This is a genomic window from Gluconacetobacter tumulicola (genome assembly GCF_014174215.1).
In the GTDB taxonomy this organism is placed as follows: Bacteria; Pseudomonadota; Alphaproteobacteria; order Acetobacterales; family Acetobacteraceae; genus Gluconacetobacter; species Gluconacetobacter tumulicola.
Genome location: NZ_JABEQL010000025.1, coordinates 24,884 through 41,216, shown reverse-complemented (window position 1 = coordinate 41,216; position 16,333 = coordinate 24,884). Strand labels below are relative to the sequence as shown.

Below are 16,333 nucleotides of genomic sequence, written 5' to 3'. Positions count from 1 at the left end.
ATGCTCAGGGCCCGAATGCCAGCGCCCACAGGGCGAGGGCGGCCAGCGTGCCGAGGGCGACATAGGTGAACAGGCGGAAGCTGAGCAGGGCGTCGATCCCGGTTTGCAGGAACACCACGCGCAATCCGACCGCCACTGCGACGCCCGTGAGCACGCATAGCATCCAGGCCGGGAAATAGGCGCCGACGATGGGGAAGGAGGGCGCGCCGCGCAGCGTGCAGCCGCTCAGGGCGAGGAGCGGGAGGAGGGTTCTTCTTTTTCTGAAGAAAAAGAAGCAAAAAGACTTTTGTCTCATTGGCCTCCGCGCGGGCTGGCAGGGTTTTGTTTAAAACGTCCAGAAGTTTTTTGGTTCTTTTTTCAAAAAAGAACAGGAAGAGGCTTTCCGGTGTCCATCTCACCATCACCAGCCGGTCATGGCACGTTAAAGTTAAAGACTGTTTGAAAATTTAGTCTCTCAGGCCCGCAACAAGGGGGCCAGCAGCCCGGCCAGCCAGTCGGCGAAGACGCGCACGCGGCGTGCGGCGTGTCGGCGGTGGGGATGCAGCAGGGTGAGTTTCATGGGCTCGGCGCGCCAGTCGGGCAGCAGGTCGACCAGCGCGCCGGAGCGCAGATGGTCCTGGACATCGTAGGCGGGGACCTGGATCATGCCCAGTCCGGCCAGGCAGCAGGCGATCAGGGCTTCGGCGCTGTTGACGGTGACGCGGCCGGGCAGGGGGAGCGTACGGATTGTGCCGTCCTGGACCCATTCCCAGGGCTCGACGCGCCCGGTGGCGGGGGAGGCGTAGCGGACGGCCAGGTGGTTGGGCAGGTCGTCCGGGTGGTGCGGCGTGCTGTGGCGGGCCAGATAGGCCGGGCTGGCCACGTTGAGCAGGCGGAATTCGCCCATATGGCGGGCGATCAGCGTGGAATCGTGCACCGGGCCGACGCGCAGCGCGCAGTCGGTTCCGTCCTCGATCAGGTTCACGGCACGGTCGGTCACGCCCAGTTCGATGCTGATGCCGGGGTGGCGGGCCAGGAAGTCGGGCAGGGCGGGGGCGACGACCAGCCGGCCGATGCGGCCGGGCATGTCCACCCGCAGCACACCGTGCGGGCCGCCTGGTTCGCGGCGGAACTGGCCTTCCGCTTCCTCCACATCCGCCACCAGGCGCAGGCATTGTTCGTAGAAGGCCGCGCCGTCCGGGGTGGGGGCGACGCGGCGGGTGGTGCGGGCCAGCAGGCGGGTGCCCAGTCTGGCCTCCAGATCCTGGATTGCGGTCGAGACCGTGGAGCGCGGCAGGTCCAGCGTGGCGGCGGCCCGGGTGAAGCTGGCGCTTTCGACCACGCGGGCGAAGATGCGGAACAGGTCGATGCGGTCCATTATTGGCCTCGGAACCCTCCCGGCATGGGGGTGTTTGTTCGGATTCTACGACATGTGTTGTTCGGAAACGCAAATTTATCCGCGTTTTTGGAATGATATCGTGCGGCGCATGATCTCCCGCATCCGGCGGGGGCACGGGAAGGAGCCATCGAGATGGCCGATCACAGCATTCGTGGAAAGACGGTCCTGATTGCCGGCGGGGCGAAGAATCTGGGCGGGCTGATCGCGCGCGACCTGGCGGCGGCCGGGGCGAAGGCAATCGCGATCCATTACAACAGCGATTCCTCGCGGCCCGAGGCCGAGAAGACCCTGGCCGACATCCGCGCGGCGGGGGCCGAGGCGGTGGCCTTTCAGGCCGATCTGACCCGTGCCGGGGCCTGTGGCGCGCTGTTCGCGGACACGGTGGGGGCGATCGGCCGGCCGGATATCGCGATCAATACCGTGGGAAAGGTGCTGAAGAAGCCGATCGTGGAAACCACGGAGGCGGAATTCGACGCGATGACGGCGATCAGTTCCAAGGCGGCCTATTTCTTCATCAAGGAGGCCGGGCTTTACCTGAAGGATAACGGCAAGCTGGTGACGCTCGTGACCTCGCTGCTGGGGGCCTATACGCCGTTCTATTCGACCTATGCCGGGGCCAAGGCGCCGGTGGAGCATTATACCCGCGCGGCCTCGAAGGAGTTCGGCGCGCGGGGGATTTCGGTCAACGCGGTGGGGCCCGGCCCGATGGATACCCCGTTCTTCTATGGGCAGGAGGCGCCGGAGGCCGTGGCCTATCACAGGCAGGCGGCGGCGCTGTCGGCCTTCAGCCCCACCGGCCTGACGGAGATCGGGGATGTGGCGCCCTTCATCCGCTTCCTGGTGTCGGAAGGTTGGTGGATCACCGGCCAGACCATCCTGATCAATGGGGGGTATACGACCAAATAGTCGCGCCGGTCGCCCGGTCGTTTCCCCTGCGATCCGGCTTTGCGCCGGCATGGGCCGTGTCTATGGTGAGGGCCCGGGCGGCGCGGCATGGCGCCGCCCCTGTTGGTTTCGGGGGGACGGTTCTTGGGTCTGAAGCAGCGCCATATTCTGTTCATGGCATTGGGTGGGTCGGTCGGGGCCGGGTTGTTCCTCGGGTCCGGCGGGGCGATCCAGCAGGCGGGGACGTCGGTGCTGCTGGCCTATGTGCTGTGTGGAATCGTCGTGTTCCTGATCGGCCGGGCGGCGGCGGAACTGGCGCTGTCGGACCCGGAAGGGCGGACGCTGAACGCGTTCGTCGGGCGGTATCTGGGCGCGCGCATGGAATTCCTGGTCGGCTGGAGCTACTGGCTGATCTGGACGCTGGTGTGCATTTCCGAGATCACCGCCGCCGGGATCTTCGTGCGCCACTGGATTCCGGAGGTGCCGCAATGGGCGGTCGCCGCCGTGCTGGGGGGCGTGCTGCTGGCCGTGGGGTCGCGTGCCGTGGCGACCTTCGGCGAGATGGAATTCTGGCTGGCCATCATCAAGATCTGGGCCATCGTTGCACTGATCGGCTGCGGGCTGGTCACGATCCTGGGGCATGTCGGGCCGGCGGGGCCGCGTGCCTCCTTTGGCCATCTGTGGGATGCGGGGGGGGTGCTGCCGCATGGGATGGCGGGCTTTGCCGCCATCCTGCCGATGGCGCTGTTCGCCTTCGGCGGCACCGAGATCATCGCGCTGACGGCGGCCGAGACCGATAATGCCGTGCGGGTGCTGCCGCGTGTGATCAACGGTATCGTCGGACGTATCATCGTCTTTTATGTGGGCAGCCTGGCCGTGATCATGGCGATCGTGCCGTGGGGCGAGGCGGATGCGACGCACAGCCCGTTCGTGCTGGCCTTCCAGCATATGGGGCTGCCGACCGCGGGCGAGGCGATCAATGCCGTCATGGCGCTGGCGGCGCTGTCGTCATGCAATGCCGGGCTGTATGCCACCAGCCGCACGCTGGCGTCGCTGGCCGAAAGCGGCATGGCTTCGGCGCGGCTGCGCGAACGTTCGGCAGCGGGGGTGCCCGCGATGGCTTTCGCGGCTTCGTTCGCCACCGTGCTGGCCGGCGTGGTGCTGAATTATTTCCTGCCCGATCGGCTGTTCGGCTACGCGATCCAGGGTGTGGCGTTTCTGCTGATCTTCGTCTGGGCGTCGATCATGGTGGCGCATCTGGCCTATCGGCGCAGCATGGACGGCGCGCGGGGGCAGGTGGCGGCGCTGCCGGGGGCGCCGGTCAGCAACTGGCTGGCCATCATGTTCCTGCTGGCGATCGGGCTGGATATCGTCTGGGGCGGGCATCTGTATGTGCCGTTCCTGCTGGATGCGGCGTGGCTGGCGGTGCTGGTGCTGCTGCATGGGCGGCTGTCGGCGCGCCGGGCGGGGGCGTCCCTGGTGTGACGCTTTGGTAGGGGTGCCGTGCGGACCCTGTGAGGGAGGCTGCTCGGGCGCGTGGAGCGGGCAGTCTCCGAGAACGGTCCGGAGGGCCGCGCCCGGCGTGGAAACGCGCGGAGGACACGCTGTCCGCGCGCAGGTCCAGACAGGTTCTTACGGGTGGGCAGCTACCCCGGACAGGATGGCCTTCACCAGGGCCTCGATATCGAAATGGCCCTCCAGCGTCACGTCGGTTGGCCAACCGTCAAATCCGATCGTTGGCGCATCTGGTCCTTCAGCACTCTGACGGCTCAGTTCCGCGCGTGCGGCGCCCATGGCGCGGGCCATCGTCAATATGTCCATGATACGGAATTTTCTCCTACGTCAGAGCCCGGTGATGCGCCTGGTCCGCGCGTCGGCAGTCCTCATCAGACGTTCGCCGCGCGGATGCGGGAGCGGCCATTCGGACAGTCGGCCCCCGCGTATTCATAGAATTTTAGAAATAAAAGAGAGAGAAGGAAACTTGGCCGCATAAGAATTCTTCTATTCTGTATCACAGTTTATTAACGAAATGAAATTAATTTTTAATTGCGAACATGGAGCAGGGGATAATGTGCTGATGCCTCGATTTACGGTCCAAGAAGTCGTGCGAACACTTGCACCGGATTTGCAGTTGCAGTTCCTGAACGTTCTATTGGTTCTTCGTCCCATGACGAAATTGGCACGGGTAGCCGCAATTGAAACACTTATAGAAATACAGTCATCGGGACGCCTGCCGATATTGCTTCCGCTGGTGCATTTGTTGCGCTGCTGCCGCAGAATTACAGACCGACAATTTTTGTCCATGGTCGACGAGACAGAAAAGATCGATGCGCCGTCGGCGAGGCCGGAGAGGCATCGAACGTCGACCGCTGCCATAGACTCGCGTTTCTGTCGCTAGAGGCGTTTCAGGTCCCCCGGAGACGATCAGGGCGCGCGTTGATGCATCATTGAAGGCGATGCATGAGGCGTCGATTCGTGCCTCGCAAGTGGTGAGTCTGGTCGGCATTAACAGACCCGCTTCTTCATGGTGACTTCGATAACCCCATGATGGACGGCGTGGGCCGGTGCGCCAATGTGCCGGCCCGTAAAATGGCCGGTTCGAGGGCTGGCGCAGGTCCGGTGGCATCGCACCCAGCGAGAGGCTGCGCGGGGACCTCTGGTGCGCGCTACGGACGTGTTAGCCGCGTTCTCTGGTCCACATGGATCAGACTAGAGCCAGACGCTCTATCGATAAAATTTAGGGAAATCATGGTGCTGCTGGACAGGATTGAACTGTCGACCTCTCCCTTACCAAGGGAGTGCTCTACCACTGAGCTACAGCAGCAACGGGTGGGCGGTTCCTACCGCCTCCCAGGGAGCGTTGCAACCCCCTTTGGCGAGAAAACATGATCGGGCCGTATGATAGCCGGTCATGCCCCCGCCGGAGTGCGGTCAGTCGTCGCGGTGGATCTTTTCCATGCGCTCGTGCCGCTCCTGCGCCTCGATCGACAGGGTGGCGATCGGGCGGGCTTCCAGGCGCTTCAGGCCGATCGGCTCGCCGGTTTCCTCGCAGAATCCGTACGATCCGTTCTCGACTCGCAGGAGGGCCTGGTTGATCTTGGAAATCAGCTTGCGGGCCCGGTCGCGGGTGCGCAGTTCCAGCGCGCGATCGGTCTCGACGCTGGCGCGGTCGGTGATGTCGGCTTCGTGGATGCCGCCTTCGGAGAGGCTGGCCAGGGTCTCGTCCGCCTCTTTCAGCAGGTCGGCGCGCCATTTCAGGAGCTTCTGGCGGAAATATTCCACCTGAAGCGGGTTCATGAACTCCTCGTCTTCCGAGGGGTGGTAATCGGGGGGCAGTGTGATCATGATGCGCGTCCTTGAATATTGCCCCCCGGGACGAGATCATCGCCCGACAGGGACCCGCCGCGAAACGGGCGGCTTATACGCTGCCGCCCGCCATCCGCCAAGCCTGAAGCCGGCTTGAGCCGTTCGGAAAAGCAGGTTTCGACTCGACGTTCCCTTCAGGCCGGGTCATGGGGAGACGCTTGCGCGACCGTATGCGGGGCGGAGCCGGCGGGAATGGAATCGGGGAAGCTGGTCTCCCAGCCGCCGCCGAGGGCGGAATAAAGCTGCACCAGGTCGGTCGACAGGGTGGCTGTGCTGCCGGTGAGGTCGGTCTGCGCGGCCAGCAGGCGGCGTTCGGCGTCCAGCACCGTCAGGAACGTCACCATACCGTGGCGATACTGGTCGCGGGCCAGGTCCAGCCCGCGCTGGTCGGCCGCGACCTCGCGCGCCAGGCTGTCGCGGCGCATCTGTTCGTCGCGATAGGCGGTCAGTGCGTTATCGACCTCGTGCCACGCGCCCAGCACGGTCTGGCGGTAGGAAATCGCGGCTTCCTGCTGGGCCGATTTGCGCAGTTCGAGCTGGCCGCGCAGCCTGCCGCCCTGGAAGACGGGCAATGTGATCGAGGGGCCGACATTCCACGCCCGTGCGTTCCAGAACCCCAGGTCGCGGAACGAGAGCGACTGGAAGCCGAATCCGGCGTCGATGGTGACGCGGGGGTAGAATTCGGCCACTGCCTCGCCGACCTGCGCGGTGGCGGCGTGCAGTTGCGCTTCCGCCTGGCGGATGTCGGGGCGGCGGCGGGCCAGCTCGGACGGCACGCCGGCCGGGACGCGCGGCGGCACCGGCGGAATGGCCTCGGCCTTGAGCAGTTCGCCGGCCAGGGCGGCCGGCGGTTCGCCCAGCAGCAGGCTGAGCGCGTTGACCTGCACGGCGATCTGCTGCTCGGTCTGCGGGATGCGGGCGGTGGTGGCGTCGAGCTGGGATTGGGCGCTCTGCACGTCCAGCTCGCTGACCAGTCCGGCCTGGTTGCGCTGGCGGCTGAGCTCCAGCGTGCGGGCGGCGGTGTCGCGATTGTCCAGCAGGATGTGCAGCAGGGTCTGGGCCTCGCGCAGGGCCATGTAGTCGCGGGCCAGTTCGGCCATCCGGGCCGTCAGCACGCCACGCCGTTCCTCGTTCGAGGCTTGCAGGTCGGCGCCGGCGGCTTCGTACTGCCGGCGCACGCGGCCCCACAGATCGACCTCCCACGTCGCGTCGATACTGTCTTTCCACTGGTCGAACAGGGGAATCGTCAGGTGGCCCGATTCGTCGGCCAGGGTGGCGTTGCCCAGTTGCCCGGACTGGCGGATGGCCTGCTGTACCTGCGGGGACTGGCCCACGTCGCTGACGATGCGTTGCAGCATCTTGGTGCTGTACTGCGCGCGCGAATACGACCCGGCGGCGCTGAGGCCTGGATAGCGTTCGGCCCCGGCAATGCGGAGCTGGGCGCGGCTTTGCGCCAGGCGGGCGGTGGCGATGCCGACCGACAGGTTCTGCGAGGCCACGCGGCGTTCCAGCGCCGACAGCTCGGCATCGTGGAACACGTCCCACCAGGCCGGGTCGGGTGCCGCGTCGGAAATGTCGCTGGTGACCGGGCCCGTTACCGGGCCGGTCGGCGGAGACGAGCCCGGGCCGGCCCAGTGCGGGGGCGTCCAGCTTGCGGGCGTGTGAAAATCGGGCCCGACCGCGCATCCACCGGCCAGGGCGGACAATCCGATGATGGCGGCCCGCCAAGAATATCCCTTATACACCAGACGGTCCCCTGCTTCCTCCGGTCCCGCCAGCGGTCCTATCGACATGACGGGAGGCAATATGACATCATGATGAACAATGACCGACCGGTTCGGTCATTGCCGATACCCTATCGGCTTTCCCCGCCCGGTCAATCCGTCCGGGCTGGAAAGCAATGGTCGCCGGAGGTAGTAAGCGCCATGTCAGCCGTTCAGTCGCCCCACGTGCCGGATCTGCCGGGGATTTCCAGCGCGAAGCGGCGGCAGATCATGGATGGGGCGGCCCGGGTCTTTGCCGAGCACGGGTACGAGGGCGCCAGCATGTCGCAGATCGCGCGCGATGCCGGGGTCTCGAAGGGCACGCTGTATAATTACTATGACAGCAAGGCGAGCCTGTTCGCGGCCTTCATCGAGGAATGTGCCTGCGAGAAGCTGCCCAAGCTGTTCGAGACGATCGGTGAGGCCCAGAGCCCCGAGGCCACGCTGGAGGGAATCGCCACCGCGATGATCCGGCTGACGACCTCGCCGCTGTCGCTGATGCTGAACCGCATCGTGGTGTCGGAAGCGGCGACCTTTCCGCATCTGGCTGAGATTTTCTGGCAGGTCGGGCCGTGCAAGGCGATCGGCATCCTGTCCGCGTGGCTGCGGGCGCGCACCAGCGACGGTATTCTGGATGTGCCGGACCCGGAACTGGCGGCCGAACTGTTCTATGCCCTGTGCCAGACGCGCATTACCTGGCGCAAGCGCCTGCAGTTGCCGGTCGATTCCGACCCGGCCCATATCGCGATGATCGCGCGGGCGGTGACGCGGATGTTCCTGAATACGTTCCAGGTGGGCAAGGGGCCGCCTGTGCCGGAAGCGATTCCTGACGCGCCGGCTTGATCCAGATCAAACCATTGGCGCGGCATTCGCGCCATTCTGCTGGTGGAACAGGCTGAGCCTGCACTCCGAATCATGTGGGAAACCGGGGCCTCTGGCCCCGGTTTTTCGTTGGGCCTGGCTGGTCGTGCGCCCGGGCGGCGTGCGGCCGTGGCGGCCGGTTTGCAGGCACATGATGGGGTCGGCTCCGGGGCCGTTCCCGCTTGCCCGCCCACGTTTCCAGACCGGTCCTCGTCGGTGTGACCGCATGCCAGCCGGGGTGCGCGCAAACTCTCCTGTTGTCTCATGCGTTTAGGCACGCGCGTCCGGCGCAAACGCATATGCCGCCGTCGGTCCATATCTGTCCGCCAGATCGCTCAGCCGGAGGACTCATGCCCGTCGACGCCTCTGTCATGCCTCGCCATCGCCCGTCTTCCGCCTGTCTGCGCGTTGCGCTTGCGCTGATGACGGTCATGCTTCTGTCCGCATTGATCGCGCCGCGTTCTGGCCTGTTCGCGGTGGCGCGGGCGCAGGATCGTGCCGTGCCTGGGGGGCCGGGGGCGACGCCGGACCAGGCGCAGTTGCAGCATCTGCTGAATACGCTGGACGATCCGCAGCGGCGCGCGGCCTTTCTGCAGGATCTACGCGCGTTGCAGGGACTGCCGCCGAATGCGGCGGGCCGGACAACACCTGCCGGTGCGGCGGGCAAGGCGGCCGCCGCCCCACCGCCTGCGGCGGACGCGGCCAAGGCGGCGGCTCCGGCAGCGGCGCCAGCGCCGATCGCCCTGGTCCCGGGCAGTCTGGGGGCTGTGGCCCTGCATGGGCTGGGGGGGATTGCGGGCACGGTGACCCAGCATGTGCGCCATTTCGGTGCCCTGTTTACGGACCTGCGCAGTGTGGGCATCTGGGGGCGGCGGATCACGGCGCCCGGTGCCCGACGCGATGGGCTGGTCGCGCTGGGGTGGCGGCTGGGGCTGGTGATGCTGATCGGGCTCGCCCTCGAACGCGGAGTGGCCATGCTGCTGCGCCGGTATCTGGTCCGGATCGACACGATGCTGGCGATGCGCCTGCCGCTGCCGGCCCGCGAGCCGGATCATGAAGCGGTGGGGCCGCCGCCCGGTGCGGCCGTCGCTGCTGAAGATAACGGTGCCTCTGCGGAACGGGTGCGCGTGCAGGAGGCCGCGACCCGCTGGCGTGCCGCGCGCCTGCTGCGGCAATTGCGTCTGCTGCCCTGGATCGTGCTGCGTCTGGTGCTGGAACTGACGCCGCTCGCCGCGTTCCTGGGCGTCACCACGCTGATGGCCAATGTTCTGGCCGGCGAGGATGACGCGTTGCCGACGGCGCAGATCATGGTGATGGTCATCAATGCCTATGCGATCGGTCGTGCGGCGATCATCGGGCTGGGTGCCCTGCTGTCGCCCCGGCTGCCGCATCTGCGGCCGGTGCCGCTGAGTGATGGTATGGCGCGGATTCTCACAGGATGGACGACCGCGCTGATCGCGCTGCCTGTCGCGGCGCTGTGCCTGGCCGATGCAGGCGGGCTGCTGGGGCTGTCCGAACCGGGGCAGGATGCGATCGGGCTGGTGATCCTGCTGGAGGAACATCTGCTGGTGGCGGGGCTGATCGTGCAGGTGCGGCGCCCGGTTGCGCGCATGTTGCAGCCGCCGGGCATGCTGCGCTGGCGGCTGGGCCATGGTCTGTTCGACGGGTTGGCCGAGCGGTGGTGGATCTTCGCGCTGGTCCTCGACGGGGCGTTGTGGCTGGTGTCGGCGGCCGACATTCCGGGGGGCTATACGAGAGTGTGGCGCCTGTGTGCCATTGCCCTCGGCGTTCTGATCGTGTTCCGGGCGCTGGCGATCCTGCTGTTCGGGTTGCTGGACCGTGCGTTCCGCCCTGATCAGGATGCGGACATGGCGGCATCGGGCCTGGTTCGGCGTGGCGTGCGCTATTACCCGTATGTCCGCCAGATGCTGGCGTGGATACTGGGAATCGCGGGTGCCGTCACGCTGTTGCAGGCCTGGGGGGTGCCGGCCTTCGCGTGGTTCGATAACGGCAAGGTGGGGCGCCGGCTGGTTTCGGCCGCGGCCACGGTGCTGGTGGCGCTGGCGATCGGCATCGTCGTCTGGGAATATGTCAATGCCGCGCTGGATCGGCAGATCGGCCATTATGCCAGCAGCGCACAGCCCGGGCGGGCGATGCGGCTGCGCACGCTCTCACCGATCCTGCGCACCGTGCTGCTGGTGTGTCTGAGCATTGTGGTGGTCATGACCGTGCTCAGCCAGATCGGGCTGAATATCGCGCCGCTGCTGGCCGGGGCGGGGATCATCGGTGTTGCCGTCGGGTTCGGGTCGCAGAAGCTGGTGCAGGATTTCATTACCGGCATTTTCCTGCTGCTGGAAAACGCGATGGAGGTGGGGGACACGGTGACTGCCGGCGGCCTGTCCGGCGTGGTGGAAACATTGTCGATCCGCACGCTGCGCCTGCGGGCGAGCGACGGGTCGGTGCATATCATTCCCTTCAGCGCGGTTTCCACCGTCACCAACACCAATCGCGGTGTGGGCAATGCCGCCGTCAGCGTCGATATCGCGCCGGACCAGGATATCGACCGTGCCGCCGCCCTGCTGGCGGAGATTGTAGAGGACATGCGCCAGGACCCGGAACTTGCCCCCGGCATGTTGAGCGACCTGCAATATTGGGGGGTGAATGCGGTTTCATCCCAGGCCGTCACGCTGCTGGGGCAGATCGTCTGCACCGATGCGGCCCGGTGGCCGGTGCAGCGTGCGTTCAATCGGCTTCTGGTCCAGCGCTTCGCCGGCGAGGGTATTCGGCTGGCGCGGCCCGCGCAGAGTGTGGAATTGATTTCACTGCCTTCGGAGCAGGCCGAGGCCGGGGAGGACAAGGGTGCGAGCGGGGCGCTGCCCCGTATTTCAGGAAGCTCGCCTTCCGCCCCGCCTTGAGCGTTATGGCGGCTGTCGGATCGTTCATCGCAGATTCGGTTGTTCGGCAGGGAGTGACATCCGGGGCGTCTGTGCGCGCACGGGAAAATGGAAATTGCAGAGGATATGCCTACAGGCGTCGAAACATGTAGGTCGTGGCATGCATCGCCTGACCATCGGAATCCCATGCGTAATCGGGGATTTCACCGGCAATTTCGAAACCCAGTGACGAATACAGTCCCAGGGCGACATCGCGGCTGCGCGTATCCAATGTCACAAGGGTCTTGCCGATGTCGCGGGCGCGCTCGAGCGCGGCATGCATCAGCATCCGTCCGATGCCGCGCCGGCGCATTTCGGGATGCACCATCATCTTGGCTATTTCACAGCGATGCGGCTGATTTCGTGGACAGGCTGCGACAAGCTGCACAGTGCCGACGAGGCGCGGCCCCAGCCTGGCGCCAAAGAGGATGCGCTCTCCCCGCGATAGTGCATTCCCGATATCTTGCGACCAGAAACGACGTGCCTCTTCCTTTGACAGGGGCAGCATGAAGCCGATGGCGGCTCCAGCCGTGACACTGTCGACAAGAATCCCCGACAAGTCATCGAGGTCGTTGACGAGAGCCTCGTTATCCAGTTCGGCAATCCTGATATCCACCGGCACCTCTCTTCAGGCTGTGTGTTGCCTACGTCGCGTTCCGGAAGGGGGTTATCTGAGCTGGGCCGTGTAGGCGGCGAGCATGGTCTTGGTGTCGGTTGCGAGTTTGGCCAGGTCGGTGTTCTTCGAGGTGGCGATCTCGGTTTCGATGACGGGCTTCATTCCGGTCTGGTTGCGCGAAAGATAGCGGATATAGCTTCGGTCGAATGCGGCGCCATAAAGATGCTGCATCCGGTCGATGATTTTCTGGTCTTCGGGGGAATGCTTGGTTGCCAGGGTAATGGCGTGGGGGGCCACCAGTTTCGCCAGCTTGTCCTGGTTGCCTGTCAGGTCCTTTTCAATGGTCGCGCCGAGGGTTGCGATGTCGCTGCGGGCCGCGTGGGTCTGGGCCGCCTTGGCCAGGGCGATCTGCGTTACGTTCATGTCGTTGAGTTTCTGCACGAAAGCCGCGTCGGCGGTCGTCAGGTCGGGGGCTTTTTGCAGGGCCGGCAAGGGGGGTGCGGGAGGATGGCCGGCCGTGCAGGCGCCGAGTGCGAGCAGGCTTGCCACAAGAGCGGGCAGGGCAAGCGATGTGTGGCGAGACAGAAGCGACATGAGTGGCGGATTCTCCCTGGATTTCCGATGCGGTTCCGCATGGCGGCCCGTGGTGCCGGATGGCGTGGCGTGCCCGGTCTTTTCGATCCGTCATGGACGCCCTCCGTACTGGCGATAGGCATCATGATGATAGTGCGGGGCCCGGAAGGCAATGGTGAAGTATAGGCGTAAGACCTTTATTAAGATATTTGAAGATCGGCCCGTCAAGATGTGGCCATAATTCCTGTAACGGTCCGTTTCATTGGGAAAAGGGGCATTTTGTGCCCGGCCTGGCCTTGCATCGACCGGAAAGAGCGCACTAGGGTCGTCGGACAAATGCGCCGTGCCGGGCGTGGTTCGATCGAGATGTGGGGATAATCCAGGAATGAACTGTCGCACTCTGTGTCTGCTCGCTATGTCTTCACTCTCTTTTGGTCTGGGTGGGTGCGGATATCTGGATTCACGGGCGGCTCACAAGGCGCAGATCACCATGATCGGGATGACATCCTACGATCTTCAGGCGTGTGCCGGGATTCCGGCAGCCACCAAGCAGCTGAATGATACGACCCAGATCTTCGTCTATACCGGTACGCATGCGCAGCCGAACTATGGAGGCTCGACGCTGATTCCGGTTGGCGACATCGTCACGACGATCTCGCAGTTCGGCGGGGGGGGCGGGACGACCTGCACGGCCGTGATCCGTCTGGACCATGACCGGGTGTCGGACGTGCACTATACGGGCGATAATGACGAACTGGTCGGAACGGACGGGATCTGTTCCATTATCACCCGTGGATGTGCGCGCCAGCCGGAAGGCACGATGAAGCGTTCTGCCGGCGGCATCTTCGGTCCGGTTTCGGCGTTCCATCCGCCCATCACGCCGAACCAGTCGACGTCCGGCACCTATTCCTCGCAATCCGGAACGGTCGTGCTCAATCCCGATGCGAAATCTTCCGATCCGGCCGTTATTCCCCGGACGCAATAAGGGTTTCCCGGCCGATCAACTGGCCGGTCTTTTATCGTCCATGCGGGGCGCTGTTGTGACCGGTTGGCTGTTCGATCGCTGAATGGCCTGGTTCTGGGCCTTGGTGGTGACCCAGTGCAGTTCTTTCTCGGCTTCCGGCACGCTCAATGTGCCGGCGTCGACATCCAGGCCAATGCGCAGGGAGGCCGTGTCGATCTGTGAAATCAGATCGTATTGGGGACCGAGCGCGTTCGGGCCGTAGTGGAGATGGGCGTCGGCGATGCAATTGAACCGGTCGTATGCGGTGCCCTTGCGGAACGGATAGGTTGCGAAACAGCGGGAAACGGCCGCGTGCAGATCGCCCTTGCCCTGATCGTCCGCACAGCCTGCCGACAGGGCGCAGAGGAAGGCAAGGGCAGGCAGGCGCCTCATGTCGGCAATCTCCTGGGAGCATGTCTGGAAAAAGAATGGTATCACAGGGTGATATCCGCCTGATCATGCGTGTCTTCAGGATATTCGTCCATTTTTCGGGCGCAGCCTCCGCTCGGGAGACATGTCTGTCGGGATTGGAACATAGGGGCAAGATATGAAGGACGTTCAGATGCGCGAATTGCGCGCGTCCGACCTCGATACGGTTGCGCGGCTCTGGCATGCGAGTGCGCTGTCTACGGGTCTCGACGCCCATACCGTGTCGGCTGTGGCGGAATATCGTGAGCGTCTCGAGGCCGAATGGACGCGGGCGTGGCGCGTTTATGTCGCGCGTGACGGGGCTGAAATCGTCGGATTTCTGGCGTTCGAGCCTGGGGAGTCCTGGCTCAGGCAGCTTTTCGTCGCCCCGGCGAAAAAGCGCTCGGGCATCGGGTCCATCCTGCTCGATGTGGCTAAACGTGACATGCCCGAGGGATTCTGGCTCCGGACCGGTTCCGGCAATGTCGCGGCGCGGCGCTTCTATGAAAGGCACGGTCTGCGCAAGAGTGGCGAATCCCCGCATGATCATTTGCCGATCATGGTTGTCCGCTACCAATGGTCCCCGGCGCATTCGTGACAATGTCCGTCATGGTTCCACCACCCGTGATGCATCGTGCCGCTGGGCCGCGCATTCGGCGGCGAGGAGGTCGATCAGTGTGCGCACGGCGGGGGTAAGCCCCCGGCGGGAGGGGAAGACGGCGTGGACGATTCCGGCGCGGGGCCGCCAGTCGGGGAGAAGCTGGATCAGGCGGCCTTCCGCGATGTCTGGCCAGACCATCATGGTCGGGAGCTGGACGATGCCTGCGCCGGCAAGCGCCGCCTCGCGCAGCACGGCCATGTCGTCGGTTGCCAGGCGCGGCGTGTGGAAGATCGTTGCCGTCTGACCGTCCCTGCTTTCGAGAAGCCAGGAATGGCTGGTGGGGGCGGTGTTGAAATCGAGGCTGGGCAGCGTATTCAGGTCCGCGGGCGAGGTGAGGGGGGCTGCGACCAGGCCAGGTGCGGCAATCGGGCACTGTGTGCTGGTGTCGAGCACGCGCATGATGAGATTTTCCGATTCCAGCGGCGGGAAACGCACGCGGATGGCGAGATCGAACCGTTCCTCCAGCACCTCCACCCGCCGGTTCGTGCTCTCGAGGCTGAGGGTGACGGCGGGGTAGCGCATGATGAATTTGGCGAGCAGCGCTCCGAACTGGAAGGTCAGGAGGGCTACCGGGCAACTGAGGCGGATGATGCCGCACGGTTCGGCATGGTGCTGCGCGACCGACTGTTCTGCCGCCTCGGCGTCTTCCAGGACCACCGCGCAGCGTTCGTAGAAGGCGCGCCCGGCATCGGTGACCGAGAAATGGCGGGAGGAGCGCTGGAGCAGCAACGTGTCCAGCCGTTCTTCCAGCAGGCGCACCCGGCGGCTGAGAAGGGATTTCTGCAGCCCGGTGGCGCGCGCGGCGCTGGCGAAGCCGCCGTGGCGGACGACCTGCACGAAGTAATATAAGGTCGTTGAGGACCTTCATCGTCTCATGAATAGGACGCACCGTTCGATACGGCAATCTTCATGCGGCGGGGGGGAACGCCCCATTGTCCTTGTCATGCAAGGGCGCCCTCCATCGGGGCACTGTCGATTGGGAGTATGGGCAATGCAGAAGACGATTCTCGGCCGCTACGGCAATGATCGTGGCCATTGGGTGGGGGACGGGTTTCCGGTCCGTTCCCTGTTTTCCTACAGCAATTTCGGCGAGCATCTGAGCCCGTTCCTGCTGCTGGACTATGCCGGGCCCTATGCGTTCGGCCCCACGGAAAGCCGGCGCGGTGTGGGCGAGCATCCGCACAAGGGGTTCGAGACGGTGACGATCGTCTATGACGGCGAGGTGGAGCATCGCGATTCCGCTGGTGGCGGTGGCGTCATCGGGCCGGGCGACGTGCAGTGGATGACGGCGGGGAATGGCATCCAGCATGAGGAATTCCATTCGCCTTCCTATGCAAGGCAGGGCGGTGCGTTCCGGATGGTGCAGTTGTGGGTGAATCTGCCGGCGAAGGACAAGGCCGCGCCGCCGGCCTATCAGACGCTGCATGCGGCCGATATTCCGGTGGTGCGCTTTGCCGACGATGCCGGGCGGCTGCGTATCATCGCCGGCGAGTATCGGGCGGTGCATGGACCGGCGCGCATCTTCTCGCCGCTGAATGTGTGGGACGGCACGCTGCGGGCCGGTGCGCAGGTCACGCTCGACTTGCCCGTCGGGCACAGTACGGCGATTGTCTCGCTGGAGGGACGCCTGATTGTGAATGGCGGTACGGAACTGGGCAGTGCGCAGTTCGCTCTGCTGAGTCGGGAGGGAACGGAGGTGACGCTTCAGGCGGCGGAAGAAGCCAGTTTCCTGGTCCTGACGGGTCAGCCTCTGAATGAACCGATTGCCGGATATGGGCCTTTCGTCATGAACACGCAGGAGGAGATCCGTCAGGCGATCGAGGATTTCAATAATGGGCGTTTTGGCGGGATCGCTGCCTGAGCGCGCCCGGATCGCCATGACGGTG

At 65.0% G+C, this 16,333-nt stretch carries 16 protein-coding genes, 1 tRNA gene and 1 pseudogene; 7 read left to right on the top strand and 11 right to left on the bottom strand.

From position 1 onward, the window contains the following. Window positions 1-4 precede the first annotated feature (4 nt). Window positions 5-163: a hypothetical protein gene (locus HLH29_RS19710; protein WP_246374296.1), complete on the bottom strand. Its 159-nt coding sequence runs from the start codon at window positions 161-163 to the stop codon at window positions 5-7. 291 nt (window positions 164-454) lie between these two features. Continuing rightward, entirely contained in the window at window positions 455-1,357 is a 903-nt protein-coding gene (locus HLH29_RS15325; RefSeq protein WP_182968250.1) for a LysR family transcriptional regulator, read from the bottom strand. Window positions 1,358-1,510: 153 nt separating this feature from the next. On the opposite strand from HLH29_RS15325, the gene HLH29_RS15320 reads away from it, so the two are divergent. Together HLH29_RS15320 and HLH29_RS15315 are read left to right on the top strand one after the other, a co-directional pair. Next, window positions 1,511-2,284, top strand: a complete 774-nt coding sequence (locus tag HLH29_RS15320; protein WP_182968249.1) for an SDR family oxidoreductase — start codon at window positions 1,511-1,513, stop codon at window positions 2,282-2,284. Window positions 2,285-2,407: 123 nt separating this feature from the next. Continuing rightward, window positions 2,408-3,748 carry an amino acid permease gene (locus HLH29_RS15315; protein WP_246374295.1) on the top strand — a complete coding sequence of 447 codons (1,341 nt, stop codon included), beginning with the start codon at window positions 2,408-2,410 and terminating at the stop codon, window positions 3,746-3,748. A gap of 147 nt (window positions 3,749-3,895) precedes the next feature. On the opposite strand, the gene HLH29_RS15310 is transcribed toward HLH29_RS15315, so the two are convergent. The 4 genes from HLH29_RS15310 to HLH29_RS15295 form a co-directional block, all read right to left on the bottom strand. Further along, window positions 3,896-4,084: a hypothetical protein gene (locus HLH29_RS15310; protein WP_182968247.1), complete on the bottom strand. Its 189-nt coding sequence runs from the start codon at window positions 4,082-4,084 to the stop codon at window positions 3,896-3,898. Window positions 4,085-5,012: 928 nt separating this feature from the next. Then, a tRNA-Thr gene (locus tag HLH29_RS15305) sits at window positions 5,013-5,087 on the bottom strand. Between the two features lie 107 nt (window positions 5,088-5,194). After that, window positions 5,195-5,608: an RNA polymerase-binding protein DksA gene (gene dksA, locus HLH29_RS15300; RefSeq protein ID WP_182968246.1), complete on the bottom strand. Its 414-nt coding sequence runs from the start codon at window positions 5,606-5,608 to the stop codon at window positions 5,195-5,197. Between the two features lie 155 nt (window positions 5,609-5,763). Then, the gene (locus HLH29_RS15295; protein ID WP_182968245.1) at window positions 5,764-7,422 is read right to left on the bottom strand and encodes an efflux transporter outer membrane subunit; all 1,659 of its coding nucleotides are present in this window, start codon (window positions 7,420-7,422) and stop codon (window positions 5,764-5,766) included. A gap of 132 nt (window positions 7,423-7,554) precedes the next feature. Here HLH29_RS15295 and HLH29_RS15290 point away from each other — a divergent pair, with 132 nt between their 5' ends. Beyond that, the gene (locus tag HLH29_RS15290; RefSeq protein WP_182968244.1) at window positions 7,555-8,235 is read left to right on the top strand and encodes a TetR/AcrR family transcriptional regulator; all 681 of its coding nucleotides are present in this window, start codon (window positions 7,555-7,557) and stop codon (window positions 8,233-8,235) included. Window positions 8,236-8,603: 368 nt separating this feature from the next. Then, window positions 8,604-11,168: a mechanosensitive ion channel domain-containing protein gene (locus HLH29_RS15285; RefSeq protein WP_246374294.1), complete on the top strand. Its 2,565-nt coding sequence runs from the start codon at window positions 8,604-8,606 to the stop codon at window positions 11,166-11,168. A 109-nt stretch (window positions 11,169-11,277) separates the two neighbouring features. Here HLH29_RS15285 and HLH29_RS15280 read toward each other — a convergent pair whose 3' ends face one another. Together HLH29_RS15280 and HLH29_RS15275 are read right to left on the bottom strand one after the other, a co-directional pair. Continuing rightward, a complete protein-coding gene (locus HLH29_RS15280) occupies window positions 11,278-11,808 on the bottom strand; it encodes a GNAT family N-acetyltransferase (RefSeq protein ID WP_220791538.1) in 531 nt (176 codons plus the stop codon). Window positions 11,809-11,853: 45 nt separating this feature from the next. Next, a complete protein-coding gene (locus tag HLH29_RS15275; protein WP_182968243.1) occupies window positions 11,854-12,396 on the bottom strand; it encodes a DUF4142 domain-containing protein in 543 nt (180 codons plus the stop codon). Between the two features lie 469 nt (window positions 12,397-12,865). Between HLH29_RS15275 and HLH29_RS15270 the strand changes: the two genes are divergently transcribed. Then, window positions 12,866-13,360, top strand: a complete 495-nt coding sequence (locus HLH29_RS15270) for a hypothetical protein (RefSeq protein WP_182968242.1) — start codon at window positions 12,866-12,868, stop codon at window positions 13,358-13,360. Window positions 13,361-13,375: 15 nt separating this feature from the next. Here the strand turns inward: HLH29_RS15270 and HLH29_RS15265 are convergent, their stop codons facing one another. Then, window positions 13,376-13,771 (bottom strand): hypothetical protein, encoded by a 396-nt coding sequence (locus HLH29_RS15265; protein WP_182968241.1) that lies wholly within the window; start codon window positions 13,769-13,771, stop codon window positions 13,376-13,378. A 169-nt stretch (window positions 13,772-13,940) separates the two neighbouring features. Between HLH29_RS15265 and HLH29_RS15260 the strand changes: the two genes are divergently transcribed. Continuing rightward, window positions 13,941-14,384, top strand: a complete 444-nt coding sequence (locus HLH29_RS15260) for a GNAT family N-acetyltransferase (protein WP_182968240.1) — start codon at window positions 13,941-13,943, stop codon at window positions 14,382-14,384. Between the two features lie 9 nt (window positions 14,385-14,393). Here HLH29_RS15260 and HLH29_RS15255 read toward each other — a convergent pair whose 3' ends face one another. Further along, the gene (locus tag HLH29_RS15255) at window positions 14,394-15,104 is read right to left on the bottom strand and encodes a LysR substrate-binding domain-containing protein (protein ID WP_456305431.1); all 711 of its coding nucleotides are present in this window, start codon (window positions 15,102-15,104) and stop codon (window positions 14,394-14,396) included. A gap of 33 nt (window positions 15,105-15,137) precedes the next feature. After that, window positions 15,138-15,287 (bottom strand): annotated as a pseudogene (locus tag HLH29_RS20100) (LysR family transcriptional regulator); the annotation flags it as partial. Between the two features lie 151 nt (window positions 15,288-15,438). Between HLH29_RS20100 and HLH29_RS15250 the strand changes: the two are divergent. Next, window positions 15,439-16,308: a pirin family protein gene (locus tag HLH29_RS15250; protein WP_182968238.1), complete on the top strand. Its 870-nt coding sequence runs from the start codon at window positions 15,439-15,441 to the stop codon at window positions 16,306-16,308. Window positions 16,309-16,333: the final 25 nt, after the last annotated feature.

What these genes read in the sequence shown, in the direction of transcription:
- HLH29_RS15270 (WP_182968242.1), top strand. Translation starts at nt 12,866, where the DNA reads ATGATCGGGATGACATCCTACGATCTTCAGGCGTGTGCCGGGATTCCG.
- HLH29_RS15290 (WP_182968244.1), top strand. Translation starts at nt 7,555, where the DNA reads ATGTCAGCCGTTCAGTCGCCCCACGTGCCGGATCTGCCGGGGATTTCC.
- HLH29_RS15260 (WP_182968240.1), top strand. Translation starts at nt 13,941, where the DNA reads ATGCGCGAATTGCGCGCGTCCGACCTCGATACGGTTGCGCGGCTCTGG.
- HLH29_RS15295 (WP_182968245.1), bottom strand. Translation starts at nt 7,422, where the DNA reads ATGTCGATAGGACCGCTGGCGGGACCGGAGGAAGCAGGGGACCGTCTG.
- HLH29_RS15275 (WP_182968243.1), bottom strand. Translation starts at nt 12,396, where the DNA reads ATGTCGCTTCTGTCTCGCCACACATCGCTTGCCCTGCCCGCTCTTGTG.
- HLH29_RS15325 (WP_182968250.1), bottom strand. Translation starts at nt 1,357, where the DNA reads ATGGACCGCATCGACCTGTTCCGCATCTTCGCCCGCGTGGTCGAAAGC.
- HLH29_RS19710 (WP_246374296.1), bottom strand. Translation starts at nt 163, where the DNA reads ATGCTATGCGTGCTCACGGGCGTCGCAGTGGCGGTCGGATTGCGCGTG.
- HLH29_RS15320 (WP_182968249.1), top strand. Translation starts at nt 1,511, where the DNA reads ATGGCCGATCACAGCATTCGTGGAAAGACGGTCCTGATTGCCGGCGGG.
- HLH29_RS15285 (WP_246374294.1), top strand. Translation starts at nt 8,604, where the DNA reads ATGCCCGTCGACGCCTCTGTCATGCCTCGCCATCGCCCGTCTTCCGCC.
- HLH29_RS15265 (WP_182968241.1), bottom strand. Translation starts at nt 13,771, where the DNA reads ATGAGGCGCCTGCCTGCCCTTGCCTTCCTCTGCGCCCTGTCGGCAGGC.
- dksA (WP_182968246.1), bottom strand. Translation starts at nt 5,608, where the DNA reads ATGATCACACTGCCCCCCGATTACCACCCCTCGGAAGACGAGGAGTTC.
- HLH29_RS15250 (WP_182968238.1), top strand. Translation starts at nt 15,439, where the DNA reads ATGCAGAAGACGATTCTCGGCCGCTACGGCAATGATCGTGGCCATTGG.
- HLH29_RS15310 (WP_182968247.1), bottom strand. Translation starts at nt 4,084, where the DNA reads ATGGACATATTGACGATGGCCCGCGCCATGGGCGCCGCACGCGCGGAA.